Origin of the sequence: Enterobacter cloacae complex sp. S3 (assembly GCF_014930495.1) — a bacterium.
In the GTDB taxonomy this organism is placed as follows: Bacteria; Pseudomonadota; Gammaproteobacteria; order Enterobacterales; family Enterobacteriaceae; genus Enterobacter; species Enterobacter asburiae_B.
In genome coordinates, this window is the sequence record NZ_JADBRD010000031.1 from 1 (window position 1) to 26,506 (window position 26,506).

23 protein-coding genes and 1 pseudogene are annotated in these 26,506 nt (G+C 55.5%); 11 read left to right on the forward strand and 13 right to left on the reverse strand.

All coding sequences use genetic code 11. From position 1 onward, the window contains the following. The 6 genes from IM317_RS24000 to IM317_RS17600 all read left to right on the forward strand — a co-directional run. On the forward strand, positions 1 to 216 hold a 216-nt coding region (locus IM317_RS24000; RefSeq protein ID WP_227010944.1), incomplete at its 5' end, for a hypothetical protein. Next, a complete protein-coding gene (locus IM317_RS17580) occupies positions 189 to 632 on the forward strand; it encodes a hypothetical protein (protein WP_227010945.1) in 444 nt (147 codons plus the stop codon). The genes IM317_RS24000 and IM317_RS17580, both read left to right, overlap by 28 nt. A 2-nt stretch (positions 633 to 634) precedes the next feature. Further along, positions 635 to 976: a minor coat protein gene (locus IM317_RS17585; RefSeq protein ID WP_015979775.1), complete on the forward strand. Its 342-nt coding sequence runs from the start codon at positions 635 to 637 to the stop codon at positions 974 to 976. After that, entirely contained in the window at positions 976 to 2,037 is a 1,062-nt protein-coding gene (locus IM317_RS17590; RefSeq protein ID WP_015979776.1) for a zonular occludens toxin domain-containing protein, read from the forward strand. The genes IM317_RS17585 and IM317_RS17590 overlap by 1 nt, the downstream gene beginning before the upstream one ends. Further along, complete coding sequence (locus tag IM317_RS17595; protein ID WP_016157963.1) at positions 2,018 to 3,307, forward strand: secretin N-terminal domain-containing protein; 1,290 nt, start codon at positions 2,018 to 2,020, stop codon at positions 3,305 to 3,307. Before IM317_RS17590 ends, IM317_RS17595 begins: the two co-directional genes overlap by 20 nt. A 345-nt stretch (positions 3,308 to 3,652) precedes the next feature. Beyond that, complete coding sequence (locus IM317_RS17600) at positions 3,653 to 3,940, forward strand: hypothetical protein (protein ID WP_016157964.1); 288 nt, start codon at positions 3,653 to 3,655, stop codon at positions 3,938 to 3,940. 35 nt (positions 3,941 to 3,975) lie between these two features. On the opposite strand, the gene IM317_RS17605 is transcribed toward IM317_RS17600, so the two are convergent. Continuing rightward, positions 3,976 to 4,131, reverse strand: coding sequence for a hypothetical protein (locus IM317_RS17605; protein ID WP_016157965.1), 156 nt, complete (start codon positions 4,129 to 4,131; stop codon positions 3,976 to 3,978). A 652-nt stretch (positions 4,132 to 4,783) separates the two neighbouring features. Next, positions 4,784 to 4,942 (reverse strand): annotated as a pseudogene (locus IM317_RS17610) (alpha/beta hydrolase); the annotation flags it as partial. A gap of 158 nt (positions 4,943 to 5,100) precedes the next feature. On the opposite strand from IM317_RS17610, the gene IM317_RS17615 reads away from it, so the two are divergent. Then, complete coding sequence (locus IM317_RS17615; RefSeq protein ID WP_033145569.1) at positions 5,101 to 5,685, forward strand: hypothetical protein; 585 nt, start codon at positions 5,101 to 5,103, stop codon at positions 5,683 to 5,685. Between the two features lie 42 nt (positions 5,686 to 5,727). On the opposite strand, the gene silA is transcribed toward IM317_RS17615, so the two are convergent. The 4 genes from silA to IM317_RS17635 are packed head-to-tail and all read right to left on the reverse strand — an operon-like array spanning position 5,728 to position 11,896. Beyond that, the gene (gene silA, locus IM317_RS17620; RefSeq protein ID WP_033145570.1) at positions 5,728 to 8,868 is read right to left on the reverse strand and encodes a Cu(+)/Ag(+) efflux RND transporter permease subunit SilA; all 3,141 of its coding nucleotides are present in this window, start codon (positions 8,866 to 8,868) and stop codon (positions 5,728 to 5,730) included. A gap of 10 nt (positions 8,869 to 8,878) precedes the next feature. Continuing rightward, positions 8,879 to 10,129 (reverse strand): efflux RND transporter periplasmic adaptor subunit, encoded by a 1,251-nt coding sequence (locus tag IM317_RS17625; protein WP_033145571.1) that lies wholly within the window; start codon positions 10,127 to 10,129, stop codon positions 8,879 to 8,881. Positions 10,130 to 10,140: 11 nt separating this feature from the next. Beyond that, positions 10,141 to 10,482 (reverse strand): cation efflux system protein CusF, encoded by a 342-nt coding sequence (cusF, locus tag IM317_RS17630; RefSeq protein ID WP_033145572.1) that lies wholly within the window; start codon positions 10,480 to 10,482, stop codon positions 10,141 to 10,143. A gap of 28 nt (positions 10,483 to 10,510) precedes the next feature. After that, positions 10,511 to 11,896, reverse strand: coding sequence for an efflux transporter outer membrane subunit (locus IM317_RS17635; RefSeq protein WP_033145573.1), 1,386 nt, complete (start codon positions 11,894 to 11,896; stop codon positions 10,511 to 10,513). A gap of 162 nt (positions 11,897 to 12,058) precedes the next feature. On the opposite strand from IM317_RS17635, the gene IM317_RS17640 reads away from it, so the two are divergent. Both IM317_RS17640 and IM317_RS17645 read left to right on the forward strand, forming a co-directional pair. Beyond that, positions 12,059 to 12,742: a copper/silver response regulator transcription factor gene (locus IM317_RS17640; RefSeq protein ID WP_033145574.1), complete on the forward strand. Its 684-nt coding sequence runs from the start codon at positions 12,059 to 12,061 to the stop codon at positions 12,740 to 12,742. Then, entirely contained in the window at positions 12,732 to 14,186 is a 1,455-nt protein-coding gene (locus tag IM317_RS17645) for a Cu(+)/Ag(+) sensor histidine kinase (protein WP_033145575.1), read from the forward strand. Before IM317_RS17640 ends, IM317_RS17645 begins: the two co-directional genes overlap by 11 nt. 3 nt (positions 14,187 to 14,189) lie before the next feature. On the opposite strand, the gene IM317_RS17650 is transcribed toward IM317_RS17645, so the two are convergent. Further along, positions 14,190 to 15,095, reverse strand: a complete 906-nt coding sequence (locus tag IM317_RS17650; protein ID WP_033145576.1) for a LysR family transcriptional regulator — start codon at positions 15,093 to 15,095, stop codon at positions 14,190 to 14,192. A gap of 117 nt (positions 15,096 to 15,212) precedes the next feature. On the opposite strand from IM317_RS17650, the gene IM317_RS17655 reads away from it, so the two are divergent. Continuing rightward, a complete protein-coding gene (locus IM317_RS17655) occupies positions 15,213 to 16,613 on the forward strand; it encodes an MFS transporter (protein WP_033145577.1) in 1,401 nt (466 codons plus the stop codon). 34 nt (positions 16,614 to 16,647) lie between these two features. On the opposite strand, the gene IM317_RS17660 is transcribed toward IM317_RS17655, so the two are convergent. Genes IM317_RS17660 through IM317_RS17670 form a run of 3 tightly spaced genes read right to left on the reverse strand, consistent with a single transcriptional unit; the run spans position 16,648 to position 19,358 of the window. After that, a complete protein-coding gene (locus IM317_RS17660) occupies positions 16,648 to 17,643 on the reverse strand; it encodes a DUF2891 domain-containing protein (RefSeq protein WP_033145578.1) in 996 nt (331 codons plus the stop codon). A 9-nt stretch (positions 17,644 to 17,652) separates the two neighbouring features. Then, positions 17,653 to 18,639 (reverse strand): DUF979 domain-containing protein, encoded by a 987-nt coding sequence (locus IM317_RS17665; protein WP_033145579.1) that lies wholly within the window; start codon positions 18,637 to 18,639, stop codon positions 17,653 to 17,655. After that, on the reverse strand, positions 18,636 to 19,358 hold the full coding sequence (locus IM317_RS17670) for a DUF969 domain-containing protein (protein WP_033145580.1): 723 nt from the start codon (positions 19,356 to 19,358) through the stop codon (positions 18,636 to 18,638). Before IM317_RS17670 ends, IM317_RS17665 begins: the two co-directional genes overlap by 4 nt. Positions 19,359 to 19,557: 199 nt before the next feature. Here IM317_RS17670 and IM317_RS17675 point away from each other — a divergent pair, with 199 nt between their 5' ends. Next, the gene (locus IM317_RS17675) at positions 19,558 to 20,103 is read left to right on the forward strand and encodes a winged helix DNA-binding protein (protein WP_033145581.1); all 546 of its coding nucleotides are present in this window, start codon (positions 19,558 to 19,560) and stop codon (positions 20,101 to 20,103) included. A gap of 2 nt (positions 20,104 to 20,105) precedes the next feature. Here IM317_RS17675 and glgX read toward each other — a convergent pair whose 3' ends face one another. The 3 genes from glgX to treZ are packed head-to-tail and all read right to left on the reverse strand — an operon-like array spanning position 20,106 to position 26,449. After that, the gene (gene glgX / locus IM317_RS17680) at positions 20,106 to 22,181 is read right to left on the reverse strand and encodes a glycogen debranching protein GlgX (RefSeq protein ID WP_033145582.1); all 2,076 of its coding nucleotides are present in this window, start codon (positions 22,179 to 22,181) and stop codon (positions 20,106 to 20,108) included. A 15-nt stretch (positions 22,182 to 22,196) separates the two neighbouring features. Further along, on the reverse strand, positions 22,197 to 24,665 hold the full coding sequence (gene treY / locus IM317_RS17685) for a malto-oligosyltrehalose synthase (RefSeq protein WP_033145583.1): 2,469 nt from the start codon (positions 24,663 to 24,665) through the stop codon (positions 22,197 to 22,199). Continuing rightward, positions 24,662 to 26,449 (reverse strand): malto-oligosyltrehalose trehalohydrolase, encoded by a 1,788-nt coding sequence (treZ, locus tag IM317_RS17690; RefSeq protein WP_033145584.1) that lies wholly within the window; start codon positions 26,447 to 26,449, stop codon positions 24,662 to 24,664. Before treZ ends, treY begins: the two co-directional genes overlap by 4 nt. Between the last annotated feature and the right edge of the window lie 57 nt (positions 26,450 to 26,506).

The window sequence follows — 26,506 nt, forward strand, 5'->3', positions numbered from 1 at the left end:
TTATTTTACTTAGTACTACTAGATCTCCTATTTCTACTTGGTCTGCTGGGTATTATGTTTATTATCGTTATATTCGAATCTTTCGTATTCTTTCTTATATGGGTTGATGCGGGTCAGGCGGGTCAGGCAATGATGGTGGCGGAACCGGGAATAATGGCAACGGAACAGGTGATTTTGATTACGTCAAAATGGCAAACGCCAATAAAGATGCACTGACTGAATCATTTGACTTGTCAGCTTTGCAGGCCGATACCGGGGCATCTCTTGATGGTTCTGTACAGGGAACACTGGATTCTTTAAGCGGGTTTTCCGACAGCATAGGTGGACTTGTTGGCAACGGCTCTGCAATTTCTGGTGAGTTTGCAGGTTCATCAGCTGCTATGAATGCAATTGGTGAGGGTGACAAATCGCCTCTGCTGGACTCATTTCTGAAAGACGGATTATTTCCTGCCTTACCTGAATTTAAACAATGTACACCATTTGTATTTGCTCCCGGCAAAGAGTACGAATTTATTATTGAGTGCAAATACATTGATATGTTTAAAGGGATTTTTGCTTTCATATTATATTTCTGGACATTCGTTACTGTTTACGATTCTTTTTCTGGAATATTACGTAAGGGAAGGGGATAACCATGCCAGTTTTTCTGGGGCTTCCTGTTCTGGCAAGATTTATTGGATGGCTTGCAGGTGCTCTTATTGCATACGTTGCAAAATTTTTCACATTGGGAATCGCCAGAATAGCACTTGCAATTTCGCTATTTCTTGGCCTTATTATCGGTCTGAATGGATTGTTAGTTTCTTATCTTTCAGACCTTACTTCTGTATTGCCACCTGAAATTGCCAGCGCAGTCTCTTATGTTGTTCCGGCTAATGCTGCGCCGTGTTTGTATGCGATTTTTTCTCTTAAAGCAGCAGTTTTTATTTTTGACGTTAAAGACAGAATTATAGGATATCTTGACTGGAATAAATCATAATGGCTGTATATGTCGTAACGGGAAAACTTGGTGCAGGTAAAACACTTGTCGCTGTCGGTAAAATCCAGGACAAAATTGTTTCTGGTTGCAGGGTGGCTACGAATCTCGATTTGCGCATTCATAAGCTACCGAGAGTGGGTATATTTGCAAAGTCACCGGATGTAATACGGATACCTGATAAACCATCACTGGATGACTTACTGGCAATCGGGAGAGGCAATAATTCCTATGATGAAAATAAAAATGGATTACTGGTTCTTGATGAATGTGGGACATGGTTTAACTCACGCTCATGGGCTGATAAAGAAAGACAGTCCGTAATTAACTGGTTTTTACATGCCAGAAAACTGGGCTGGGATATTATTTTTCTTATTCAGGATTTATCCATCATGGATAAGCAAGCTCGTGTGGCACTGGCAGAGCATGTCGTTTATTGCCGACGCCTCGATAAAATCACAATTCCATTTATTGGCTCAATTTATAGTGTAATAACGGGATCAAAACTTCCGCTACCAAAAGTACATGTCGGGATTGTTAAATATGGTGACTCTCCGCAGTCAATGACCGTAGAACGCTGGACTTATACGGGGCGTGACCTTTATGCCGCTTATGATACCAAACAGGCATTTTCAGATGCTTATGAGCATTCATCATTTTCATACCTGACACCATATCTTTCACATGGCAGGTATGCCGTAAAGAGGGACGCTACGTTTTATATGAGACTCACCAGAATCTATTTAAAGAAATATTCCAGAGTATTGTGCCTGTTTTGTGGTTTTGTATCAGCATTCACGTACCTCAGTCTGTCCAAGCCGGAAGCGACACCTCAGATAAAACCAGTAACGACGCAGATTATCACATCCCGTTATAAACCATCAGAGTTGAGAATAACAACATCATATCGAATGGGAAATGCAGTTGGTTTTGAGTTTATGGATGCGAAGAAGCAAAAAATTGCATCTGACGATCTAATTAAAGACGGTTTTCGCATGGTCTATATAACACCTTGTTCGGTAGAGCTTATTAAGGATGGGAAACATGAAAAAGTTACTTGCTAGTTTGCTTTGTGTATTGTCATTTCAGAGCTTTGCTATCCCTGTTGAACTGAATAATGCGCCAGTAAGGGAGTTTGTTTCATGGTATTCAAAAACAACCGGAAAGCCTGTGATTATTTCACCAGACGTAAAAGGGGAAATTACGGTTTACTCAGCGGATGTCACCAAAGATGAACTGCCTCAGTTTTTTACTTCGGTTCTCCGGGCGAACGGTTTTGACCTCAGTCCGGGTAATCCTGCTGTGGTTCAAAAATTTAACCGTAATACGTATGAATATTCCGATTCTTTCTCAGAGCCGGTTCCGGCATCTTCTTATGATGGTGATGTTCCTCCTCCAACTGGAGACTTTTTCACTAAACCTGAGATACGTGCCAATTTGATTACTCAGACGTATCCGGTCAATAACGTCAGAGCAAAGGATCTCGCACCTGTTATTGATATATTCCTGAAGGGGGAAAATATTGCTGGTACTAAAGTTTATCCTTTTGATGGGGCGAATATTCTTGCTGTAACGGCATCAGCATCACAACACAAAGAACTTGCAGCATTTTTTCCTTCTGTTGATGTGCCAAGAACTCAGGTTCTTGTTGAATCAGTCATTTTTGAAACAACGGCTTCCGATGGTTTTGATTTTTCATTTGCTGCGGGGGATCCTTCCGGCAGTCCGGTTGCGGGAGGGATCAATACTGACCGTCTCACGTCTGTTTTATCCAGCACTGGCGGTTCCTTTGGTATTTTTAACGGGAACATTCTGGGGCTTAGCCTGAAAGCGCTTGAAACATCGAGTAAATCAACGCTTTTATCAATGCCACGCATTCTGACGATGTCAGGTCAACCAGGAACATTTACAGCAGGGCAAAATGTTCCTTTTGTGACGGGGCGGGTTACGGGAGAAGCTGCAAATGTTAACAATCCATTCCAGACGATCGAACGTCATGATGTGGGGATCTCACTGAAGGTTGTTCCGGTCGTGACACCCGGAGGATTGTTAATCATGGATGTTTCGACAAATGCGGATAGTATTTCTGATTCGCAAACGGCTTCTGACATCATCACAAATACACGCTCAATTTCGACAACCGTTCAGCTAAAATCAGGCCAGACAGTTCTGCTTGGCGGGATGGTAGATAACAGGGAAAGCGACAGTGATTCATCTGTACCGTGGGTATCAAAAATTCCCTTAATTGGTGCGCTTTTCACGTCCAAAAGCTCAAATGCCAACAAGCGCACGCTGTACATTCTCATTCGCGCCCGCGTCGTTAACCTGCTTTAATCCCGTAGCACCGGCGTTCTCCCTGCGCAGCGGGGGGAACGTTGGTGAGAAGGGCGCTCAGACAGGAAAATCCCTCCCGATTATCAGGTGGAACAAATCGCCGCTTATCTCTATTTTAATCATCGACAGGCGGAACAAATCACCGTGCGACCTTCTTCACCTAAAGGTGGGGAGCTATGCCGTTAAGAATAATCATTATCCAGTGATAATTTAATGCATTGATATAAAAGGATTTAAATTGCATTATTGACTTTAAAGGTGGGCTGTCATGCCGTTGGCATAACGGGAAACAAAAATGAGACCGGAACAAAGTGCCGCTTTCATCTAATTGGAAGGTACAGAACATTGAAACGTAAATTTTCAGTTGGGATTGAACTGCCGCAGGACAACGACACGGCATTCGGAATTTATGTTCCGGCATTCGATTTGCCTGGTTATAGCTGTTGCTCGGCTAGTGACGAGCAGACGCTGATTCCAGAGATCGCAGCAGACGCGATCCTGAGCATAGCGCAGATAATGGTAACTGATGGACATGATGTCCTGAACATTGAAGATGCTGGGATAGAATTATATTCATTAAATCAGGACTATGCGCATTGTGAACGCTGGTTAACTGTCATAGTCGATCTGTGAAAGGTAACGCAGGGGGAACAGAGTGCCGCCTTCAGCTAATCCAGGGGATAGTTTTTTTCCTCATATTGCATAATCAGTGTTGATAGTTCATCCAGTTTTCTGGCTTCCTCAGAACCATCCGGCGGGTCGAGATCGTAAAGCGGTGAGACTTCTTTTAGTGCAGCGTAATATTCCTGTTCATTTTTTATCATGATGGGAAGCGTTCCTTATGCGAATGACAAAACGCCAGTTTTTCGCATGCGAAAAAAACTGCTTTCAGAGCAGTGGTAAACAACCGTGAACCCTGACATGCCCACGAAATCCGGACTCATTTTGCGGCAAGAGACAAGTAAGGTGAATGAGCCATTGCATAACCGCAGAGCTTGTCCGTCCTATAACATCGCAGACGATTTGTCGTGTGTAACTGGTGAGGAAACAGTACGACCATCCGCTTTGCATAATTGCTTACGACTGCATAACGATAATAGGACAGAAGTAATTGTGGCTGCAAAGGCTTTGGCATTCATGTTTATAACAGTAACGCCGGGCAGTGACAAAACTTGTTTTGGTGCTGACCGGGGTTGGCCAAGCCGCGCAGTCATTGATTATAGGTTTGGGACTAATCCGGCGCGGCAGCTTCACCAGAGCCGTCCTGAAGGACGATGACCTGATGGCTGGGTTTTCCTGTGCCAGAATGCTGGATTCTCTCTTACGCCTTACTGGTGCGCATAATGTATATTATGTTAAATGTAATATGGACATCAGAGAATAAGCCATAAACCGTTCAGTCAACCCCCTCATAGCTGCCTTCCCTCTCACATCAATGCAGTAACCTTTGGATCACTCCATCGGTTACTGAGGAAGTTATCTTTTATTCAGATAGTTATTGAAGAATGCCGTGATGTTATCGAACGGGATCTTATCCATACGATCATATAAATCGACATGCGTGGCATCTTTAACAATCAGCAGCTCTTTTGGCTGATTTGCCGCTTCATAAGCCGTTCTGGAGAAGTAAATCGAAGCAACGTGAGCTGATGAGTGCCGTGAACAACGCATCGGCTTTTGTGGGCAGTTCACTCACGGGAACGATCCGCAATCCTCAAAACACCGTCCAGTCCGGGCGCTATGTAGTCGGTCTGTTGCAGTCATTTTCGCCTAACTAAACGCTGAGTATTCAAATGGTTAAAGTTTTTTCCCGCCGCCTGCAACACTGTAACGAGGTGGCTACCAGCATAAGCAATGCCTCCCCGACACAGCTGCAACAGCTAAAGACTGAGTTGGCTGACGAAATGGGCAAACCTGTAGGTCTACACACCATGGGTATTCCAGCGGCGATCAGTACCCTCGGGGTGATTGTCAGTTTCGCTATTCCTCAGCTGTGGCTGGGGTATGGCGTACTCGCCGGACTCGACCAGCCAGCGGAACACGTATTCGTCTGGGTTGTCCTGATCGCCCTTCTGTTCGCTGGCCTTAACGGCGTGACGATGTTTATGATTGGCAAAGGCAGCATGCGCGCCGTGAGGTTACACCTTACGCTGGCGGTGATAAGCCAGGTATTAACAGCAGCCTATCTGCTGGTCGCGCTGAGCGGTAGCGCAGCTCCGGGCGTCAGTCTGACCGCGGCGCTAGTGAGTATCGGCATGCTACTGCTTAGCGGCAGCTGTATCCTTTCCACCGCCTTCTATAAGATGCTGCTGTTTACTCTGCATAATCGTGCCTGGCGCAAGCTTCTCAGCCAGACGCGTGCTAAAACAGCGCGCTAAGGGTTCATCCCGTAAAAAACCCGCCATCGCTGGCGGGTTTTTTTATGGCTTTTTATGCCTGCGCAGCCAGATTAACTTGTATGCCGCAGGAATAATAAACAGCGATAACAGCGGCGCCGTGATCATCCCGCCAATCATCGGCGCCGCTATCCGACTCATGACCTCTGACCCTGCCCCCGTTCCCCAAAGAATGGGCAGCAGGCCGGCAATAATCACCGCGACAGTCATGGCCTTTGGCCGCACGCGCAGCACGGCGCCATGGTAAAGGGCGTCATCAAGCCCCTGTTCAGTGAACGTGTCCCGATGGGACAACGCCGGCTGAGCTTCAACGGCATGACGCAAATACATCAGCATGACCACCCCAAATTCTGCCGCCACCCCGGCCAGGGCGATAAAACCGGTGCCGGTTGCCACAGACATGTGGAAGCCCTGCCAGTAGAGGAACCATATTCCCCCGACCAGGGCGAACGGCAGGCTCATCAGGATCAGCAGCGCTTCATCCACGCGGCGGAACGCCAGATACAGCAGAATGAAGATGATCATCACCGTCATCGGCACCATCAGCTTCAGTTTCTTGTTGGCGTGCTCGAGGAGCTCAAACTGCCCGGAGAATGAGACGCTGGTGCCCGGCCTCAGCTTTACGTTCTGACTGATGGCCGTCTTAATGTCGTTCACCACCGACACCATATCCCTGCCGCGAGCATCGATATAAATCCAGCTCGCAGGGCGGGCATTCTCCGTTTTCAGCATCGTGGGGCCGGAAACCACGTTGATATCCGCCACATCGCCCAGCGTGATCTGCTGTTTCATCGGCGTCAGGATCGGCATTTGCTTCAAGGCGTTCGGGCTGTTTCGGTAGTCCTGCGGATAGCGGATATTAATCGGGTACCGGGCGACGCCTTCCACCGTTTCCCCCACCGTCGCCCCGCCGATGGCCGAGGAGACGAACAGCTGCACGTCGCCCACCGTCATCCCGTAGCGCGAGGCTTTTTCCCGCTTGATATCAACGTCAATGTAGCGCCCGCCCTCCAGACGTTCAGCCAGGGCAGACACCACGCCCGGCACCGTTTTGGCTACCGCCTCGATGCTCTGCGCCGTGGCGTCGATATCCGACAGAACGGTACCCGACACCTTGATACCAATCGGGCTTTTGATCCCGGTTGAAAGCATATCGATGCGGTTACGAATGGGCGGAACCCAGAGATTCGCCAGGCCGGGCAACCGAACGGTCTTGTCGAGTTCGTCAATAATCTTGTCAATCGTCATGCCGGGCCGCCACTGATCCTCAGGTTTGAGCTGAATCGTGGTTTCCACCATTTCGAGCGGCGCGGAATCCGTTGCGGTCTCAGCCTTACCCGTTTTACCAAAAACGGAGGCCACTTCTGGCACGGTTTTGATTAACTTGTCCGTGGTCTGCAACAGTGCGGCCGCTTCTGCCGGAGAGACGCCCGGCAACGTTGACGGCATATACAGCAGATCGCCTTCGTTGATCTTCGGTAAAAACTCGCCGCCCACCAAGCTGAGAGGCCAGATCACCGTGAAGATGGACAAGGCCGCAACCAGCAGGGTTGTTTTTGGCCAGCGGAGCACCTTAATCAGTAGCGGATGGTAGGCTTTAATCAGCAGCCTGTTCAGTGGGTTACTGGTCTCAGCGGGAATCTTACCCCGGATCCAGAACCCCATCAGGATGGGGATAACGATGATGGCCAGCGCGGCCGCCCCCGCCATGGAGTACGTTTTGGTGAAGGCCAGCGGACCAAACAGCCGCCCTTCCTGCCCCTCAAGAGTAAAGATGGGAATGAAGGACAGGGTGATAATCAGCAGGCTGATAAACAGCGCGGGGCCAACCTCGACAGAGGCGTTGGTGATCACCTTCCAGCGCGTGGCGTTATCAATCTGCTCTCCCGGATGCTGGTGATCCCACTCTTCGAGCCGTTTGTGCGCGTTTTCAATCATGACGATGGCGGCATCCACCATCGCCCCGACGGCAATGGCAATGCCTCCCAGCGACATAATGTTGGCGTTCAGCCCCTGGAAATGCATGACGATAAAGGCAATACACAGGCCAAGCGGCAGAGAGATAATCGCGACCAGCGCAGAGCGAACGTGCCACAGGAACAGTGCGCAGACGATGGCCACCACGATAAACTCTTCGAGCAGCTTGGAACTCAGGTTGTCGATTGCCCGATCGATGAGCTGGCTGCGATCGTAGGTGGTCACAATCTCAACGCCTTCCGGCAGGCTGGCCTTCAGCGTCTCCAGCTTATCTTTCACCGCCGTGATGACTTCACGCGCATTTTTACCCGAACGCAGGATCACCACGCCGCCCGCAACTTCCCCCTGCCCGTTTAATTCGGCAATGCCGCGGCGCATTTCCGGCCCCGTTTGTACGCGGGCGACATCGCGAAGATAAATCGGTACCCCGTTCTCTCCGGCTTTCAGGACAATGTTATTGAAATCATCCATCGTCTGCAGATAGCCGCTGGCCCGGACCATATACTCCGCTTCCGCCATTTCAACTGACGATCCCCCCGCCTCCTGGTTAGACGACTCAAGGGCCTGCTTAACCTCCGGCAGGCTAATGCCGTACTGAGCCAGCTTTAACGGATTGACCTGGATCTGATACTGCTTTACCACGCCGCCGACGGAGGCCACTTCAGCCACGTTCGGGATGGTTTTCAATTCAAATTTCAGGAACCAGTCCTGCAGCGAGCGCAACTCTGCGAGATCGTGTTTTCCGCTGCGATCCACCAGCGCATACTCAAATATCCAGCCCACGCCCGTGGCATCAGGACCAATTTCAGAGCTCACGCCGGCAGGCAGCTTGCCCTGAACCTGGTTCAGATACTCCAGCACGCGCGAACGGGCCCAGTACAAATCGGTGCCGTCTTCAAAAATGACGTACACGTACGAATCGCCAAACTGCGAAAAACCGCGCACGGTCTTTGCGCCGGGAACCGACAGCATGGTGGTAGTCAGTGGATAGGTGACCTGATTTTCAACAATCTGCGGGGCCTGGCCGGGATAGCTGGTTTTGATAATCACCTGAACGTCAGAGAGGTCGGGCAAGGCATCGACTGGCGTGTTAATAATCGTCCATGTGCCCCAGACGCTGAGGAACAGCGCCCCCATCATGACCAGGAAACGGTTGGCGACCGACCGCCGGATAATCCATTCAATCATCATCGTCTCCTTAATGGCCAGAATGCGCGTCGTCAGCGGCTTCAGCGTGACGCATGCGCTCCAGCGCGCCGGTAATATTGGCCTCCGAGTCAATCAGGAACAGACCGCTGACCACTACCGACTCCCCTTCTTCCAGTCCGCTACCAATGCCGGACTGCTGCTGAGATTCATGCAGAACGTGGATCCTTTTAGGTACAAAATTCCCGTCCGCATCGACGGTAATCACGCGCTGTTCTTTACCGGTATCGATAACGGCCTGGGAAGGGATCAGCAGCATTTCCTGGCTTTGAGTATTCAGCTTCAGGTACGCGTTCATGCCCGGTTTCAGCAGCTCATCCCTGTTAGAGACCTGCAGGCGCACCTGCAGCGTACGGGTGGTTGGATCCACGCTCGGCAGAAGACTCCATTTTTCAACCGGGAAGGATTTATCCGGATAAGCCGGTATCGAAACCGCAAACTGCGAGGTCTCTTTCAGCAGATAAGCAATGGATTCAGGCACTGCCGCGCCGATCCAGACCGGATCCATCCCCTGAATTTGCGCTACCACCTTATCTTTGGAAATATTCATGCCGGTACGCAGATCAAAGGCCGTGATCGCTCCGTCGATCGGCGCCCTGATGGTAAACCGGGTCTGAATAGTACGGGTCGCACGCAGCCTCTGAATATCCTCATCCGGCATACCCGCCAGCCGAAGCCGTTCCAGAACCCCTTTGATTTGCGTCGGCGTTCCGCCGGTGCCGGATAACAGCAGAAACTCGCTCTGCGCCTCTACCCAGTCAGGAATGGTTATATCAACGAGCGGCGTGCCTTTCTTCACCTTATCGCCCGTCGTCAGCGGGTACACTTTTTCCACAAAGCCTTCCGCGCGCGCCTGCACAATGACAAACTGATAGTCGTTATAGCTGACGTTGGCCGGGATCGTCTGGGCATAATTCAGCGTTCCGCGCGTCACCTTTTGCGTTTTTAATCCCAGGTTCTGAACCTGCGTCGGGTCAATACGGATACCGGCACTGCTTTTATTGGCGTTTTCATCCGCATATTTCGGTACCAGATCCATATCCATAAACGGCGATTTGCCGGGCTTATCGAATTTAACGTCGGGCTTCATCGGGTCATACCAGAAAAGCACCTTTCTTTCAGAGGCGCTATTTTCTGTTTTTTCAGATGAATGAAGCGCCTGCCATGCCGTCACCGATATCAGCCCTCCCGCGATAAGGCTGCTGGCTATCACGGCAGCATATTTTATTTTTACTGAGGCCATGCCGCGTCTCGCTATTTAATGCTCTTGAGTAAAGAGAGATTGTCCTGCTGAACAAACGAGAAATTCACGTGGTTACCGATTTTTAAGGCATTAATACTCTCGTCAGCCTGAATAAAGGTAAAACGCATGGTCATCGCGGGCCAGCCAATTTCCGGGATCGCTTCATGGGAAATCGTGACTTTTTTATTCGTGAGATCAATGTCCTTCACGATGCCGGTTCCCGTGATGAGCTGCTCTGAGGTCCCTTCACTGGCAGCACTCATCATCTCGTGCTGATGAACCTCAGCCTGGAGGCCGGCAGAAAACACAATGGAGATTGCACCAAATACAACGGCCTTAAGTGAATTGCGCATGGTTATTTTCCTGTTTAATTAAATAAGATTATTCGACCCAACCGCCGCCGAGCGCGGTGAAGAGATTAATTTCATTAACCTGCCGGGCATAAATAAGGTCGAGAATATTTTGCTGGGTAGAGAAAAGAGAACGCTCCGCGTCAAGCACCTCGATATAGCTGACCGCGCCGCTGGAATATAACCCTCTGGCACGTTGAAGCGTGATGCGGAGCGAATCCAGATACCGCTGTTGTGCAGCAAGCTGCTGGTTAATGCTGTCCCGCAGCGCGAGCGCGTCGGCAACCTGTTTAAAGGCGGACTGAATTTTTTGTTCGTAATTAACCACCGACTGCTGCAGTCGAATTTCGGCCAGCTTAAGGTTGGCCTTATTCCTTCCCGCATTAAAAATAGGAATTTCTATTTTAGGAATAAAATTCCACATCCCGCTCCCGGACGTAAAGAGGCTGGACAACTCCGTGCTGCCCGTTGAAAGCCCGCTGGTCAGGGAAATAGACGGGAAAAAGGCGGCGCGCGCCGCACCGATATTCGCATCGGCCGCTTTAAGCTGATACTCCGCCTCCATAATATCCGGGCGCTGCAGCAGTATCTCGGAGGAAAGATGAGGAGGCAGTTTTACCGGCACAACGTCGCTGGCGTTCATGCCGCCGTCACCCGGCAGCGCGCGATACGTGCCGAGGACCAGCTGCAGGGCGTTATTGGCCTGCGCCAGCTCCCCCTCTCTTTTGGCAATCTCTGCCTGCGTGTTTTCGATCTGTCCCCGGGCCTGTTCCAGCGCCAGGACGTTCGTACTGCCCGTCACCAGCTGCTGCTCAACGAACGCATAAGACTGCCGGTAATTGTTCAGCGTATCCTGCGCGATACGCAGCTGTTTATACGCCAGCTGCTGGTTGAAATAGCTCTGGGAAACGTTAGAGACGAGCAGGATATGCACCGCGCGACGGGCCTCTTCGCTCGCGAAATAGTTTTGTCGGTCGGCCTCGCTCATGTTCTTTAGCTTGCCGAAGAAATCGAGTTCATAGCTAAGCATAAGGCCCGCGTCGTACTGCTGCGCGGTGGGTTTGTCACTTTTCAGCCCGCCGCTGTACGTGATGCCCGAGGAGGCATTCAGCTGAGGGTAGCGATCCGCATCCGTCACGTTGAACTGCGCCCGGGCCTCTTCGACCTTCAGGGCGGCAATTTTCAGATCGCGATTGTTCTTCAGGGCTTCCGTAATCAGCCCGGCAACCTGAGGGTCGACGAAAAAGTTGTGCCAGCCGGTGTCCTGATACCCCGCCGCCGCGGGCGTCAGGCCGTTTCGGGAGAGCGAAAACTGCCGGGGGACAGGTGCCTCCGGCCGCTGGTACTCCGGGGCCAGCGAGACGCAGCCTGCCAGAATAAATACCGTACTGATGCTTAGTCGTTTTAACAGGAACATAACGGTTCAAATAAAGTCCAGAGTAGTTTTAGGGCTACTCTACGCAACGCATCCTGTTTGACGGGTGACAGGATAATGACAATGTTGTCATTTTTAGCGTAAGTCATTGTTAACGGCGGTACGCTCACTAGAATGTCATCAGCAGCCAGTCAGGGGAGCACGATGAAAATACTGATCGTCGAAGACGAAATGAAAACCGGTGAGTACCTGAGTAAGGGGCTGACTGAAGCGGGGTTTGTGGTTGACCACGCGGATAATGGCCTGAACGGCTACCATCTCGCCATGACCGCTGAATACGATCTGCTGATTCTGGATATCATGCTGCCCGATGTGAACGGCTGGGACATTGTCCGCATGCTCCGCTCTGCGGGAAAAGGGATGCCCATCCTGTTACTCACGGCTCTCGGCACGATTGAACACCGGGTTAAAGGGCTTGAGCTGGGCGCGGATGACTATCTGATTAAGCCATTCGCTTTTGCCGAGCTGCTCGCCCGGGTGAGGACGCTGTTGAGACGCGGAAATACGGTGATCGCGGAAAGCCAGCTTCAGGTGGCGGACCTGACGGTTGACCTCGTGTCGAGAAAAGTAAGCCGGGCCGGAAGCCGCATCTCCTTAACCAGCAAAGAGTTCAGCCTGCTGGAGTTTTTCCTGCGTCATCAGGGAGAGGTGCTTCCCCGCTCCCTGATTGCCTCCCAGGTATGGGACATGAATTTTGACAGCGACACAAACGCAATTGACGTGGCGGTAAAGCGGCTTCGCGCGAAAATCGATAACGATTTTGAACCGAAGCTGATCCAGACGGTGCGCGGCGTGGGCTATATGCTGGAGGTGCCGGATGCGCCTTAAGCTTCCCGGGCGCCCTTTTTCGCTTGCCCTGCGGCTGACCTTTTTTATCAGTCTCTCCACGATACTGGCCTTTTTCGCCTTTACCTGGTTTATGCTGCATTCCGTTGAAAAGCACTTCGCCGAGCAGGATGTCAGCGACCTGCAGCAAATCAGCACCGCGATGCACCGCATTCTGCAGTCTCCGGTCGATCCTGACCAAAAGAAAATCAGCAAGATCAAAGAGTCGATCGCCAGCTATCGCAACGTGGCCGTCCTGCTCCTGGATCCGCAGGGCAATATCCTGTTCAGCTCGGCGCAAGGGGAAGCACTGCGCCCTGCGATGAACGCGGCGGACTTCGGCGAACACCGCCGCGCGCAGGATGTGTTTCTCTGGACGGTTGAAGACCCTGCCGCAAACATGCACGCCGGGTCCGACATGAAAATGGAAACGTACCGGATTATCGCCTCTTCAGGCACGGCGACGCTGCAGGGCAAAACGCAGGGCTACGTGATGCTGATCGGGCTCTCCATCAATTTTCATCTGCACTACCTTGAGGCGCTGAAAAAGAATCTTCTGGCGATTGCCGCGGCGATCAGCCTGCTGATTATTCTTGTCATTCGCATCGCGGTTCGTCAGGGACATTTGCCCCTGCGTAACGTCAGCAACGCCATTAAAAATATCACTTCAGAAAACCTCGACGCGCGGCTGGAGCCGTCCCGCGTGCCCGTTGAGCTGGAACAGCTGGTCATCTCCTTCAACCATATGATCGAAAAGATTGAAGATGTCTTTACCCGTCAGGCGAATTTTTCCGCCGATATCGCGCATGAAATCAGAACCCCCATCACCAACCTGGTGACGCAAACGGAAATCGCGCTGAGCCAGAACCGCTCGCAGAAAGAGCTGGAAGACGTTCTGTACTCCAGCCTTGAAGAGTACAACCGGATGACCCGCATGGTCAGCGACATGCTTTTCCTGGCGCAGGCGGATAATAACCAGCTCGTCCCTGACCGGGTGGTGTTTGATTTAAGTGCGGAGGTCATGAAAGTCTTCGATTTCTTCGAAGCCTGGGCGGAAGAACGCAACGTTACGCTGAAATTTAACGGGATGCCCTGCCTGATAGAAGGCGATCCGCAGATGTTCAGAAGAGCAGTAAATAATCTGCTCTCCAATGCCCTGCGCTATACGCCAGCCGGGAAAGCGGTGACGGTCTCCATCAGAGAACAGGATAACGACGTTGAACTGATGATAGAAAATCCCGGTACGCCGATCCCGCAAGAGCATCTGCCAAAGCTGTTTGACCGTTTCTATCGCGTCGATCCGTCAAGGCAGCGCAAAGGCGAAGGCAGCGGGATCGGGCTTGCCATCGTGAAGTCCATCGTCTCCGCGCATCACGGAAAAGTCCGCGTGGAATCGGATGCGGTATCGACGCGCTTCATCCTCATCGTGCCGGGAAAAGTGGCCTGAGCGTCAGCGCACGGCCCGACACACTTCCAGTACTTTTTCCCTGAGCCATCGATGCCCCGGTTCCCTTTCCATGCGCGGATGCCACATCTGTGACACCGTAATGGTCCGGGTTTTAAACGGCAGTTCAAAGACGTGTACGCGCTCGTTCATCGGCTGATTGAGCAGGTACAGCGCCGGCACCATGGCAATCAGATCGGACGCCAGCGCCACGGATAGCGCCGTTGGAAATCCAGGCACCACGCTGGCGACCTTGCGCTTCATCCCCCGTTCCGCCAGCGCGTCATCGACAAACCCGTGTAGCGATCCGTCCGGCGAGGCCACCACGTGGCCCCACGCGACATAATCGTCAAGGCTGACGTCAGGCCGTAATGACAGCGGGTGTCCCTTACGCACCGCGCCAACAAACCTATCCTGAAAGAGCCGTTGCAGCCGTATTTCCGGGCCCATATTGCTCTGCACGCCGATCTCCAGGTCGACCAGCCCCTCACGCAAATAGCGCGAGGTTTTTTCAGGTTTCGGCGAGAAGCGGATGCACACCCCGGGCGCAACGCTCGCCACCGCCGCAATCAGCAGTGGCCCAAACGCCACCACAAAGCCGTCGTTGGCTCTGATGGTGAACAGACGCTCGAGATTTTCCACCTTCAGCGCGTCGGTGGAAGGCTGCAGCACCGCCCTCGCCTCATGCACGGCGCTTCTGGCGCGGTCCCGCGTGGCTTCTCCCCAGGGCGTCAGCACCATATGACGACCGGCCCGCACCAGGATAGGATCGCCGGTCACCTCCCGCAGCCTGCTCAGGGTGCGGCTCATGGCGGAAGTGCTGAGGTTCAAACGTCGCGCCGCGCCCGCCACGCTGGCTTCGGCCAGCAGAACGTCGAGCGCAACCAGAAGGTTAAAGTCAGGATCGGACACGGTGACTCCTAAGATAAGGCGTTATATGCAACGATTAAGTGCAGCTGATGCGTCTTCCGCCCTGTATACCGCATGCTTATAGTTTCGTCATCACTATTCTTATGCGGAGTAACGACGATGACGCTTTTTTCAAACCTGCCCGGCGATGAAGGCTTACCCGGTCATGAACGCGCCCGGGTCATGGCCGCCGTCATGACCACCACGCTGATGGGCGTCTTTGACGGCACCATGATCAACATCGCGCTGCCCTCCATGGCAAGGGCGATGCAGGTACCCGCAAACGTTGCGGTCTGGTTCTCCAACGGTTACCTGCTTTCAGCGGCAATGACGTTAGCCATCTTCGCGGCGCTGGCGGCGCGCGTGGGCTATCGCCCGGTGTTTCTTGTTGGGCTTGCCACCTTTACGCTCACCTCACTCGGCTGCGCGCTGGCAGCGACGCCGGAAATGTTAACCGGCATGCGTATTCTGCAGGGCATCGGCGGTGCGGCCACCCTGAGTATCGCCCCGGCAATCCTGCGATCCGTTTTTCCGGGTCGACTGCTTGGGCGTATTCTGGGGCTGCACGCCCTGCTTATCGCCTCCAGCACGGCGATTGCCCCCGTGCTGGGCGGAACCATACTGGACGCGCTGAGCTGGCAGTGGCTGTTCGCCATTAACATTGTTCCGGGCAGCGTCGCCCTGCTGCTGGCATGGCGGGCCTTGCCGCGGGAAACGGCCGTTGACCGCTCGCCCTTTGACGCGCCGGGCGCCGTGCTCTCCGCCGTGCTGTTAGGTTCAGCAATCATGCTGGCCGACAGCCTTCAGCACGTGACGCAAAACATCAACCAGACGGCCACAGGCTGGGGGCTGCTCGCGCTGGTCAGCGCCCTCGCCTTTATCTGGCGGATTCGGCGCGCGCGAAGCCCCATCCTGCCGCCCGTCATGTTTAAAAACGGACGCTTTACCCTCGCCGCCCTGACCTCGCTGGCCTCGTTTGTCAGTCAGGGCATCACCTTTGTCGCGCTGCCGTTTCTGTTTCAGAGCGTGTATGGCTACAGCCCGGTGGTCTCCGCGCTGCTGTTCACCCCGTGGCCGATTGGCATCGTGCTGATCGCGCCGCACGCGGGACGCTGGGCAGATACGATTTCCGCGCCGCTGATCTCGACAATCGGGCTGATGATTTTTGTCTGTGGGCTGGTCCTGCTAGCGACGTTGCCGGAAAATCCTTCCGCATGGAATATCAGCCTGCGCAGCCTGGTTTGCGGGATTGGGTTTGGCTGCTTTCAGAGCCCCAATAACCGGGAGATGCTCTCTAACGTGGCGCGGGAATATGCCAGCTATGCCTCCGGCGTGTTGTCGATTGTAAGGACATTCGGCCAGTGTCTCGGTGCCGCCGCGGTGGGCGTGCTGCTGGCGACGGCCGGATCAGACCATGACCGGGCCGTGCATTTTGCGCTGTGGATAGCCGTCATCGCCTCAACGGGATCGGTGTTGTTTAGCGTGAGCAGGCTGAGCCCTGCGGTTCGGGCGTCAGCCTAGACTGATGCAGCACCTTGCAGCGCAGCGCGTTCTTTTACGCCAGCGCCAGCAGCGCAAAGCTCGCCAGCCAGTGCCCGCCGCTGTAGTGGCTGCCGACCACATGCTCAACGCTTGCCGTCAGGTGTTTCGCCACCGCCTCGCGCAGCGCCTGCTGCGCCGGATGGTTTGCGGGAAGCGCTCTGGCAATGTGCTTCATGCACCAGGCGCGGCTGAGGTTTAACCCGTCGAGATGGGCAATTTTCGGGTCGGTACGGTCGCTCACTTCCGCCGGGTTCATCAGCGCCGCAATGGTGCCCGCCTCCGGGAGAAACGCGTCAAACCAGGCCGGGAAGTCTTTCTGCACCTTGCTCATCAGCAGCGCTTCCGTCAGCGCGCCGGAAATATACTCATCACCGCCGGGCTCGTAGTGGGCCGGATAGCGCGTGTCGGCGAGATAAAATCGCTCCGCCGCCGTGACAATCGCCTGCTCAAGCGCGCTATCTTCTACTGCTCGGGCGTAGTCCAACCCAAGCGCGAGGGCAAACGCCGTGTTGTAGTGCGTCCCGACGCGGATCGGATAGGTGAGCTTGCTGAGATAATCTACCAGGCGGTTACGAATATCCTGGGTTAACGGCTCAAGCGTCCGGTACCAGCCTGCGGCCTGCGGCAGCGACGACTGCTTTAGCTCCTGGGCCAGCGCCAGCAGCCAGCCGTAGCCATACGGGCGCTCAAACGAGGCGCGGAACGGCGCGGTGAAATAGGCCAGCTCCTTCGCCACGTTCTCTTCCGTCAGGTGCTCGTCGACAAGCGCGACGATCGCGTCCCGGCTCGGCAGCTCCGGGTAGAGGCGCACGCAGCGCAGCAGCAGCCAGTAGCCGTGCACCGCCGAGTGCCAGTCGAAACAGCCGTAGAAAATGGGGTGCAGTTCGCGCGGCGGCAGAACGTCACCATCATCATTCAGCAGGTGCATGATGTGGTTCGGGTATTCCTGGCGCAAATAGGTCAAAGGCATGCGGGCAAACGCGTCAGCCTGATGTTGCGTTAATTCCATAACAGCTCCTTAGCGAAACACGAGGAAATACATGAGGAACACGTTCACCACCAGCAGGGTTAACGCGGTCGGGATCTGGATCTTGATCACCTGATATTTATCTTTCAGCTCCAGCAGCGCGGCGGGAACAATGTTGAAGTTAGCGGCCATCGGCGTCATCAGCGTGCCGCAGTAGCCCGCGTACATGCCAATCGCCAGCAGCGGCGCCGGGTTGCCGTGATGCACGTTGATCAGAAACGGCAAGGCGATCCCCGCGCTCAGCACCGGGAAGGCCGCAAACGCATTCCCCATGATCATGGTAAACAGCGCCATCCCCACGCAGTAAATCACCACCAGCATAAAGCGGTTATCCGGATTAACGAACAGGCTCACCACCTTCTGCACCGAGTCACCGGTATTGGCCGCCACGAACACGCCGCCGAGCATGGCCAGCATCTGCGGCAGGATCACCGCCCAGCCGATGGTGTCGACAAGACGGCGAGACTGGCGAATGGCGTGCAGCGGCGTGCCTTTGGTCAGCCACCATCCGGTGAGGATCGCCGCGACGCAGGCCACGCACAGCGCCGCCAGGGTAAGCTGTTTCTGATCGAGCAGGAACACGCCGCCAACCGACACGCCCTTCAGGAACAGCGTCCCGATAACCGTCACCACCGGGATCATCAGCGCGGGCAAAAATAGCCAGTTTTTAAGGCGGTTTGACGAGGCGAGACGTTCGTCTTCGGTGGACATTTTATAGTGCCCTTTTCCGACCAGACCAAAACCCGCCAGCAGCGCGATAGCGATGACGCCCCCGCCGATTATCCGGTACGCCAGCGATTTCCCCAGCTCCTGCACCATCAGATCGCCGAACAGGAAGATCCCGCCAAATAAAAACCAGAACAGCGCCGTGGTAAAACGCTTCGGATTGGCGCGATCGCGCAGGGTCATCACAACCAGCAGCATCACGACGAAGCCGATCAGGTAGTACACGCGGTTAATGGTGATAAGCGTCATCATTGCGCGGCCCCCTGCGTGCCCTGCTCCGCGCGCCAGGCCATGACGTCGCGACGGATGCTGGCATCCAGGCGCAGCAGGCGCGTCATATGAATAACTAATGCCGCAATGGCGGTTGGGATGGCCCAAAGGCCAATATGCAGCGGTTCGATGCCCTGAATGCCATTCTCTTTCAGGAACGCGTCGATCAGCAGCACCGCGCCAAAGGCAATGAAGATATCTTCCCCAAAGAAGACCGCGATGTTGTCACACGCGGCGGCATGGGCTTTGATTTTGTCGCGGATGTGCTGCGGCAGCTCGCCGTATTCGTTCAGCGCCGCCCCTTCGGCCATCGGGGCCAGCAGCGGACGCACCGTCTGGGCATGACCGCCCAGCGACATCAGCCCCAGCGCGGCGGTGCCTTCACGGGCGACAAAATAGAGCATCAGAATACGCGCCGAGGTCGCGCTGGCGATCTTCGCCACCCAGGCCTGGGCACGCTCCTTGAGCCCGTAATATTCCAGCAGACCAATCACGGGCAGAATCAGAATGAAGGTCGCCAGCGAGCGGCTATTCACGAACTTTTCGCCAAAGGTCTCCAGCAGCATCCCGAAATCCATACCAACCAGCAGACCCGTCGCCAGCCCCGCCACTACGACCACCAGCAGCGGGTTGAAGCGCAGTGCAAAACCAATAACCACGATCGGTATCCCGATCAGCGGCAACAGCGTAGTACCGTCCATAACGTTTACCCTATCCAAAGTGAGCGTTGCGCGCCGACGGCTATTTTTTTATTTTGCGGCGAGCGATGTTGTGTTTTTCGACAGGTTTCGGAAAACCTGCGCTAAAAAGCTATATCTGAACCTCAAAAACATGTAAACAAATTATCAATAAAATGTTCTTATTTTATCGATGAGTTTACATTTCTGGCTAAGGAACGTTATGACCTCGGAAAAGAGTGCTACCCCCCCTCACGACGATATCAACGACGGCCGAATCGTCTCGTCCCGCCACCTGGTGTCCGAGCGCTGCGCGGAACTGTCAGAGCTGGAGTACGCGCTGATCATGACCAGTAACGCGTTCAATAAATGGATGGTGCGCTGCATGGCCGCTGCCGGCGAGCCCGATATGGGCGCATTTGACGTCTCGCTGCTGCATCATGTGAACCACCGCGACCGCAAGAAAAAGCTGGCCGATATCTGTTTCGTACTTAACGTGGAAGATACCCACGTGGTGACCTACGCCCTGAAAAAGCTGGTCAAAGCGGGCTACGTGACGAGCGAGAAAGCGGGCAAAGAGCTCTTTTTCTCGACTACCGAGGAAGGGAAAGCGTTGTGCATGAAGTACCGGGACGTGCGGGAGGCGTGTCTGATCGCTATCCACGCGGAGAGCGGCATTGCCGGGAAGTCGATTGGCGAGACCGCGCAGCTGTTACGCACGATCTCCTCCCTGTATGACACCGCCGCCCGCGCGGCGGCATCACTCTAGGGCTAAGGACGTCTGAAGAGAGTAATACTGCGTCCGGCCAGTTCGTACTCCACGGTTTCGGTGAACGCTGTCCCGGTGGCAGCGTCCTCTGCCGTAGACAGCTCCAGCACCCATCCCCCTTCGCCAAACTGCGGGATCTGGAACGGCACGGTCCCTTCAAACGGGTTGAACAGCGTCAGCACGTCGTGCCAGATGCCGTCCTCCTGCCTGAGATCCGGCCTGCTGATGGAGACGCCGAGCGTCGAGCCTTCATCCCACTGCTCGGCCTGCTGCGGGCCGCCGCCGGCATTGAACCAGCGGATCTCCAGCCCGTCGCGCCAGCTTTCACGGCGCAGCAGCGGCTGTTGCGCGCGAAGGTCAATGAGCCGTCGGGTAAACTCGCGCAGCGCAGCGTCGTTTTCGGTTATCCCGTTCCAGTCGATCCACGAGATTTCGCTGTCCTGGCAGTAACCGTTGTTGTTGCCCTTCTGCGTGCGGCCAAACTCGTCCCCCGCCAGCAGCATCGGCGTGCCGTGGGAAAACAGCAGCGTGGTCAGGAAATTCCGCTTCTGCCGTTCGCGGGTGGCAATAATATCCGGGTTCTCCGTCGGCCCTTCTTCGCCATAGTTGTACGAGCGATTATCGTTATGCCCGTCGTTATTGTCCTCGCCGTTGTCGGCGTTGTGCTTCTCGTTGTACGACACCAGGTCATTCAGCGTAAAGCCGTCGTGAGCGGTGATGAAGTTGACGCTGGCCCACGGACGACGCCCGCGCAGATCGTACAGATCCCCGGATCCCAGCAGCCGTGCGGCAAAGTCGTTGGAGACGTTATCGCCCTTCCAGTACTCGCGTACGGTATCGCGGTATTTGTCGTTCCACTCACCCCAGCCCGGCGGGAAACCGCCGACCTGATACCCGCCGGGACCGATGTCCCAGGGTTCACCAATCAGCTTAAGTCTTGATAACACCGGATCCTGAGTCATGGCGTCGAAGAAACCGCCGCGCGGGTCAAACCCTTCCGGCTCGCGGCCCAGTATCGTCCCCAGGTCGAAACGAAAACCGTCAATATGCATCGATTCCGCCCAGTAGCGCAGCGAATCCATCACCATCTGCAGCACGCGCGGGTGCGAGGTGTTGACCGTGTTTCCCGTCCCGGTGTCGTTGATGTAGTACCGGTGCTGGTCCGGCAGGGTGCGGTAATAGCTGTAGTTATCAATCCCCTTAAACGAGAGCGTGGGACCAAGCTCGTTTCCTTCCGCCGTATGGTTGTACACCACGTCCAGAATCACCTCGATGCCCGCATCGTGATACGCGCGTACCATGTCGCGAAAGCCCTGGATCCCCGCCGGGCCGTAGTAGCGCGACGCCGGAGCAAAAAAGCCGAGGGTGTTATAGCCCCAGAAGTTCTTCAGGCCGCGATCGAGCAGATGCTGGTCGTCCGGGAACCAGTGAACCGGCAGAAGCTCCACCGAGGTGATGCCAAGACTCTTGATGTAGTCGACCGAGGCTTTGTGTCCCATCCCCTCAAACGTGCCGCGCAGCTCCTGCGGGATGGCCGGGTTCATCTGGGTAAAGCCCTTCACGTGGCTCTCATAGACGACGGTATGCGGCCAGGGCACGTTTGGCCGGCTGTTGTCCTGCCAGTCAAAGGCGTTCGGGTCGATGACCTTGCACTTCGGCGTGAACGGCGCGCTGTCGCGCGTGTCAAAGCTTAAATCTAACTCGTCATGCCCCAGCTCATAGCCGAAATGGGCATCGTTCCAGTCGATATCGCCCACCAGTTCGCGGGCGTAGGGGTCGATAAGCAGCTTGTGCGGGTTAAAGCGGTGGCCGTTTTCCGGATCGTAAGGGCCGTAGACGCGATAGCCGTACAGCGCGCCGGGCTTCAGGTCCGGCACATAGCCGTGCCAGACCTCATGGGTATATTCCGGCAGCTCCAGCCGGGCGATTTCGTTTTTCCCGGACGGATCAAACAGACAGAGCTCCACCCGCTCGGCGTGAGCGGAGAACAGCGCGAAGTTGACGCCCTTCCCGTCATAATTCGCCCCCAACTGCTGGCCATGACCGGCCCGAATTTCAAACGTAGTATCCTTTGCCATTTTCGTTCTCCACGATTATTCGCAGGTAAGCAGAACCAGTACACATCCCTTTTCTGACGTTAAATCCAGCGTCTCTTGCAGAATGCGGCTCTCACCGCTGAACAGATCCCGATAGCGTTTCCCCGTCAGCTCTTCGGGTATCGCCACCGTGGTATTGACCCACAGCTGATGATTATCGGTGACATCAAAAACCAGACGCGGTACGGCGACAATCAGCGCCTCCTCGTCCTTAACGCGGGCATAGACAATCAGGTTCTCCTCGCGCTCGCCGGTGACCTTAAGCGGCAGCCAGTCGCCGTAGCGGAAAAGCGCGTCGTAATGCGGACGCAGCCGCAGCAGCGTGGCGGTGACGAACTGCTTAACGCGCCCGTCTCGCCAGCAGGCCGGGTTATCAAACACCGTGGCATCCGCCGCGCTGAGGTTGTGCACCAGCGCGTTGAAGTCCGGCTCCCGTCGGTTATCCGGGTCAACGAGGCTAAAGTTGAGCGCCTCGCTGCCCTGATAGATATCCGGCACGCCGGGAGCCGTCAGCTTGATTACCGTCTGGCTGAGGCTGTTCATCAGCCCGGCGCGGATAAAGGGCTGCATCGCCTCGCTAAAATCCTGCAGGAACAGCACGTTGTCCGGCGAAAGCAGGTGCCGCGCGTAGCTCAGCACCACGCTCTCATAGCTCTCGTTGCTGTCTATCCAGTCGGTGCGCTGTTTTGCCTCGCGCAGCGCTTTCTCGAGGAAGCCGATGAATCGCGCGTCGAGTGCTTTAAGCCCTTCGGCGTCGTCCGGCGACTGCGTGGCGGGCCAGACGCCCGCCAGCGCCTGGTAGATCATCCAGGTATCGGCAGCGTTCGGCGCGGTACCGTCATTGAGAAAACGCACCTGAGTCTGGTTCATCTGCCGCCAGCGGGCCAGATTTTCCCCCCAGCGTTCCGGCGCTTCCGTCAGGGTGTAGAGACGCGCCCGGGCGTCTTCCCCGCGCTTGGTATCGTGCGTGGAGGTGCCCAGCAGCGCGTCGGGCTGTCGGGCGAGACGAATGCGCATCTCCTGGTGGAAGCGGGATAATGAAAACGCGCGCGGCGTCGGGTCGGCGCCCACTTCATTGAGCGCCAGCTCGAGGTTGTGGCGGAAGAACAGCGTGTCTTCAACGGACTTCGCCATCAGCGGCCCGGTAAGCTGCTGGAAGCGGGTTCTGAACAGCGCGGCGGACTCGCGGCAATCTTCCGGCAGGTCGCCGGTAAGAATGCGCACAAGCAGGCTCAGCGGCGCTTCAGACGTCTCCACGCTGGCGATCACGCGGTTAAGCAGCGCCACGTCCGGCGGGGTTAATCCTTCCCGGGTACCGTAGGTGCGGTAGACCGGAAAGGCGATAAGCAGCTCGCGCAGCGCGTGGCGGATCTCCTCGCGCGGTAGCGCAACCTCATTGCGGCGGGCCAGATCGTCAGCAAGGTTAAGCAGCGTGGTGAATTCACCCTCAAAATTGCGATCGGTCATCAGGCCCTTGGCATCGCGCAGTTCCGCGTGGCGATCGACCGTTATCCCCAGCGTTTCGTCGTGGATGGTCTCCAGGCGCGACAGGTTATCGTCGTCGACCAGCACTTCCGCCAGCGAGGCGATAAACTCGTAGCCGGTGGTGCCGGATACCGGCCAGTCGGCGGGGAGCTGTTCTCCCTTCGCGAGAATTTTTTCAACCGTGATGTAGCAGTCGGGCCCGGTTTTCTCCCGCAGGCGCTGCAGATACCCCAGCGGATCGGCCAGGCCGTCGACGTGGTCGATTCGCAGGCCGTCCACCACGCCAGCGTGAACCAGCTCCAGGATCAGCCGGTGCGTATCGTCGAAGACCGCGTCGTCTTCAACCCGAACGCCGACCAGCCCGGTGATCTCAAAGAAGCGCCGCCACGAGAGCTGCTTCGGCGCTTCCCGCCAGGACATCAGCCGCCAGCTTTGCGCTTCATGCAGCTCAGCTATGCTCTTATCCTCGCTGTACGTGCCGGGGTTGAGCGGATACTCGGCGTCGTAGTAAACCAGCGCGACCTTGTTCGTGACAGGGTCACGTTTAAGGGCGATCGCACCCTTCTCCAGCTCCGCCTCAAAGGTGTCGCCGAGGAACGGCAGCGTTAGCGGGCGCGACCCGTCGATATCGAAATAGCGGAAATAGCGGCTCTGCTGGCCGTATTCAATTACGTCCCGCCACCAGCCGTTTTCCAGCGAGGTGGACATATGGTTCGGGACAATGTCCAGAATCAGCCCCATGCCGGCCTGCTTAAGCGCCGTGGCCATGCGGTCGAAACCGTCTCGTCCGCCGATTGCGGGGTCAATTTCATTCGGGTTGGTCACGTCATAGCCGTGAGTGGAACCCGCTGTGGCGGTAAATACGGGCGACGCGTAGAGATGGCTGATGCCAAGATCTTTCAGATAAGGCACCAGCGCCGCAACGCGGTCGAAGGTCATGCCATTGCGGAACTGAATACGGTACGTGGCGGAAGGGATCATAACGATGCTTCTCCATCAGCAAAGCGAACGACAATACCGTTCGGCGGTAAAACGTCAGTGACTTCCGGCCAGGCAAAGCGCGTCTCACCCGCGAGATCGGGCAGCGCGACGGGCTTATTACCGATATTCAGCGCCAGAGAGAGCGTCCCCGACGTGAAATGCCAGCTCACCGCCACCATGCCGGGCGCGGTCTTGATTATCTTGCCCTCAACGGCGCCGCCATGACGCAGAAGCGGAACGATATGGCGATGACGCAGCGTCAGCAGGTGGCGCGTGAAGCGCAGCCACGTTTTGCCTTCGTCGGTGGCAATCTTATTCCAGTCGAGTTTTGAACGGATGAAGGTGTTCATGTCATTCGGATCCGGGACGGTTTCATCGTGCCCGGCATGGCCCGTAAACTCTTTCGCGCGCCCTTCCCGCACCGCCTTCGCCAGATCGCCGTGAAAATCGGTGAAGAACAGGAACGGATGCGTTTCACCAAACTCCTCGCCCATAAACAGCAGCGGGATATGGGGAGAAAGCAGCAGCGCGGCAAGCAGCACCCGCGTCTTGTCGGCACCGGCCAGGGCGATCAGCCGCTCGCCCTGGGCGCGATTCCCGGTCTGATCGTGGTTCTGAATAAAATCGACGAAGAACTGCGGCGGCTGCGTCTGGCACTCCACTCCGCGGGATTCGCCGGTTTGCAGCGAAATCTCGCCCTGGTAGACAAAGCCTTCCGCCAGCGCCCGGGCGAACTTTTTCTCCGGCTCAAAGGCAAAATCCTGGTAATACGCGTGGGTCTCGCCGGTGGCAAACACGTGGGCAGCGTTGTGGAAGTCATCATTCCACTCGGCGGTGAACAGCGGCGTGTTGCCCTGTTCATCGCGCGGATGCAGGAAAATCACGTTGCGGCTGTCTTCCGTGGTCAGGTGAACGTGGCGGTGCGGGATCGCCTCGCGGATTTTTGCGGCAATCTCCTCCAGAATGTGCGTCTCCGAGGTGTCTTTAATCTGGTCGATGGCATCGAAGCGCAGGCCGTCCAGACGGTACTCCGTCAGCCAGTAGAGCGGCGCATCGGTAATGTACTGCCTTACCGGCTCGCGTTCGTAAGCGATGCCGTTGCCCCACGGCGTCATCCGCTGTGCATCAAAAAACGCGGGCGACAGCAGCGGCAGATAGTTCCCCTCCGGGCCGAAGTGGTTGAGCACGATATCCAGCACCACGGAGAGTCCCAGCCCGTGCGCGGCGTCGATAAACGCGTGGAAATCCTCCGGCGTACCGTAGGCAGAGTGCGGGGCGTACAGCAGCACGCCGTCATACCCCCAGCCGCGTGTTCCGCCAAACTGAGAGACGGGCATCACTTCAAGCTGGGTAATACCGAGCTCTGCCAGATACGGCAGCTTGTCGATGGCGGCCCGGAAGGTACCCTCCGGGGTAAACGTGCCGATGTGCAGCTCGTAGATAACCGTGTCTTCCCACGGCCGCCCTGCCCAGTCCCGGTTGACCGGCTGATAGCGTTGGGGATCGATAACGATGGAGGGGCCGTTAACGTCGCCTTTTTGCGCGCGCGAGGCGGGATCGGGCACCGTCATGCCGTCCTGCAGAACAAATTGATATTCTGCACCGTGCGTGACGCCGGGTACGTCTGCCTGAAACCAGCCGTCGCCAGCTGTCGTCATCGGCACGTCGGCGGCGGCCAGACGTAGCGTAAGTTCTTTCTGTCCTTCTGCCCAGACGCGAAAACGTACAACGTCATCGGAAATAAACTCAGCACCCCACTGCTTTTGAAATGTCCTGAATTCCATTCATTGTCCTCGAATGACCCACATTTTACGCGGAACGAAGTACAAGCTTAGTTCAGG

What these genes read in the sequence shown, in the direction of transcription:
- IM317_RS17580 (WP_227010945.1), top strand. Translation starts at nt 189, where the DNA reads ATGGCAAACGCCAATAAAGATGCACTGACTGAATCATTTGACTTGTCA.
- IM317_RS17585 (WP_015979775.1), top strand. Translation starts at nt 635, where the DNA reads ATGCCAGTTTTTCTGGGGCTTCCTGTTCTGGCAAGATTTATTGGATGG.
- IM317_RS17590 (WP_015979776.1), top strand. Translation starts at nt 976, where the DNA reads ATGGCTGTATATGTCGTAACGGGAAAACTTGGTGCAGGTAAAACACTT.
- IM317_RS17595 (WP_016157963.1), top strand. Translation starts at nt 2,018, where the DNA reads ATGAAAAAGTTACTTGCTAGTTTGCTTTGTGTATTGTCATTTCAGAGC.
- IM317_RS17605 (WP_016157965.1), bottom strand. Translation starts at nt 4,131, where the DNA reads ATGATAAAAAATGAACAGGAATATTACGCTGCACTAAAAGAAGTCTCA.
- IM317_RS17615 (WP_033145569.1), top strand. Translation starts at nt 5,101, where the DNA reads ATGGTTAAAGTTTTTTCCCGCCGCCTGCAACACTGTAACGAGGTGGCT.
- silA (WP_033145570.1), bottom strand. Translation starts at nt 8,868, where the DNA reads ATGATTGAATGGATTATCCGGCGGTCGGTCGCCAACCGTTTCCTGGTC.
- IM317_RS17625 (WP_033145571.1), bottom strand. Translation starts at nt 10,129, where the DNA reads ATGGCCTCAGTAAAAATAAAATATGCTGCCGTGATAGCCAGCAGCCTT.
- cusF (WP_033145572.1), bottom strand. Translation starts at nt 10,482, where the DNA reads ATGCGCAATTCACTTAAGGCCGTTGTATTTGGTGCAATCTCCATTGTG.
- IM317_RS17635 (WP_033145573.1), bottom strand. Translation starts at nt 11,896, where the DNA reads ATGTTCCTGTTAAAACGACTAAGCATCAGTACGGTATTTATTCTGGCA.
- IM317_RS17640 (WP_033145574.1), top strand. Translation starts at nt 12,059, where the DNA reads ATGAAAATACTGATCGTCGAAGACGAAATGAAAACCGGTGAGTACCTG.
- IM317_RS17645 (WP_033145575.1), top strand. Translation starts at nt 12,732, where the DNA reads ATGCGCCTTAAGCTTCCCGGGCGCCCTTTTTCGCTTGCCCTGCGGCTG.
- IM317_RS17655 (WP_033145577.1), top strand. Translation starts at nt 15,213, where the DNA reads ATGACGCTTTTTTCAAACCTGCCCGGCGATGAAGGCTTACCCGGTCAT.
- IM317_RS17660 (WP_033145578.1), bottom strand. Translation starts at nt 17,643, where the DNA reads ATGGAATTAACGCAACATCAGGCTGACGCGTTTGCCCGCATGCCTTTG.
- IM317_RS17665 (WP_033145579.1), bottom strand. Translation starts at nt 18,639, where the DNA reads ATGATGACGCTTATCACCATTAACCGCGTGTACTACCTGATCGGCTTC.
- IM317_RS17670 (WP_033145580.1), bottom strand. Translation starts at nt 19,358, where the DNA reads ATGGACGGTACTACGCTGTTGCCGCTGATCGGGATACCGATCGTGGTT.
- IM317_RS17675 (WP_033145581.1), top strand. Translation starts at nt 19,558, where the DNA reads ATGACCTCGGAAAAGAGTGCTACCCCCCCTCACGACGATATCAACGAC.
- glgX (WP_033145582.1), bottom strand. Translation starts at nt 22,181, where the DNA reads ATGGCAAAGGATACTACGTTTGAAATTCGGGCCGGTCATGGCCAGCAG.
- treY (WP_033145583.1), bottom strand. Translation starts at nt 24,665, where the DNA reads ATGATCCCTTCCGCCACGTACCGTATTCAGTTCCGCAATGGCATGACC.
- treZ (WP_033145584.1), bottom strand. Translation starts at nt 26,449, where the DNA reads ATGGAATTCAGGACATTTCAAAAGCAGTGGGGTGCTGAGTTTATTTCC.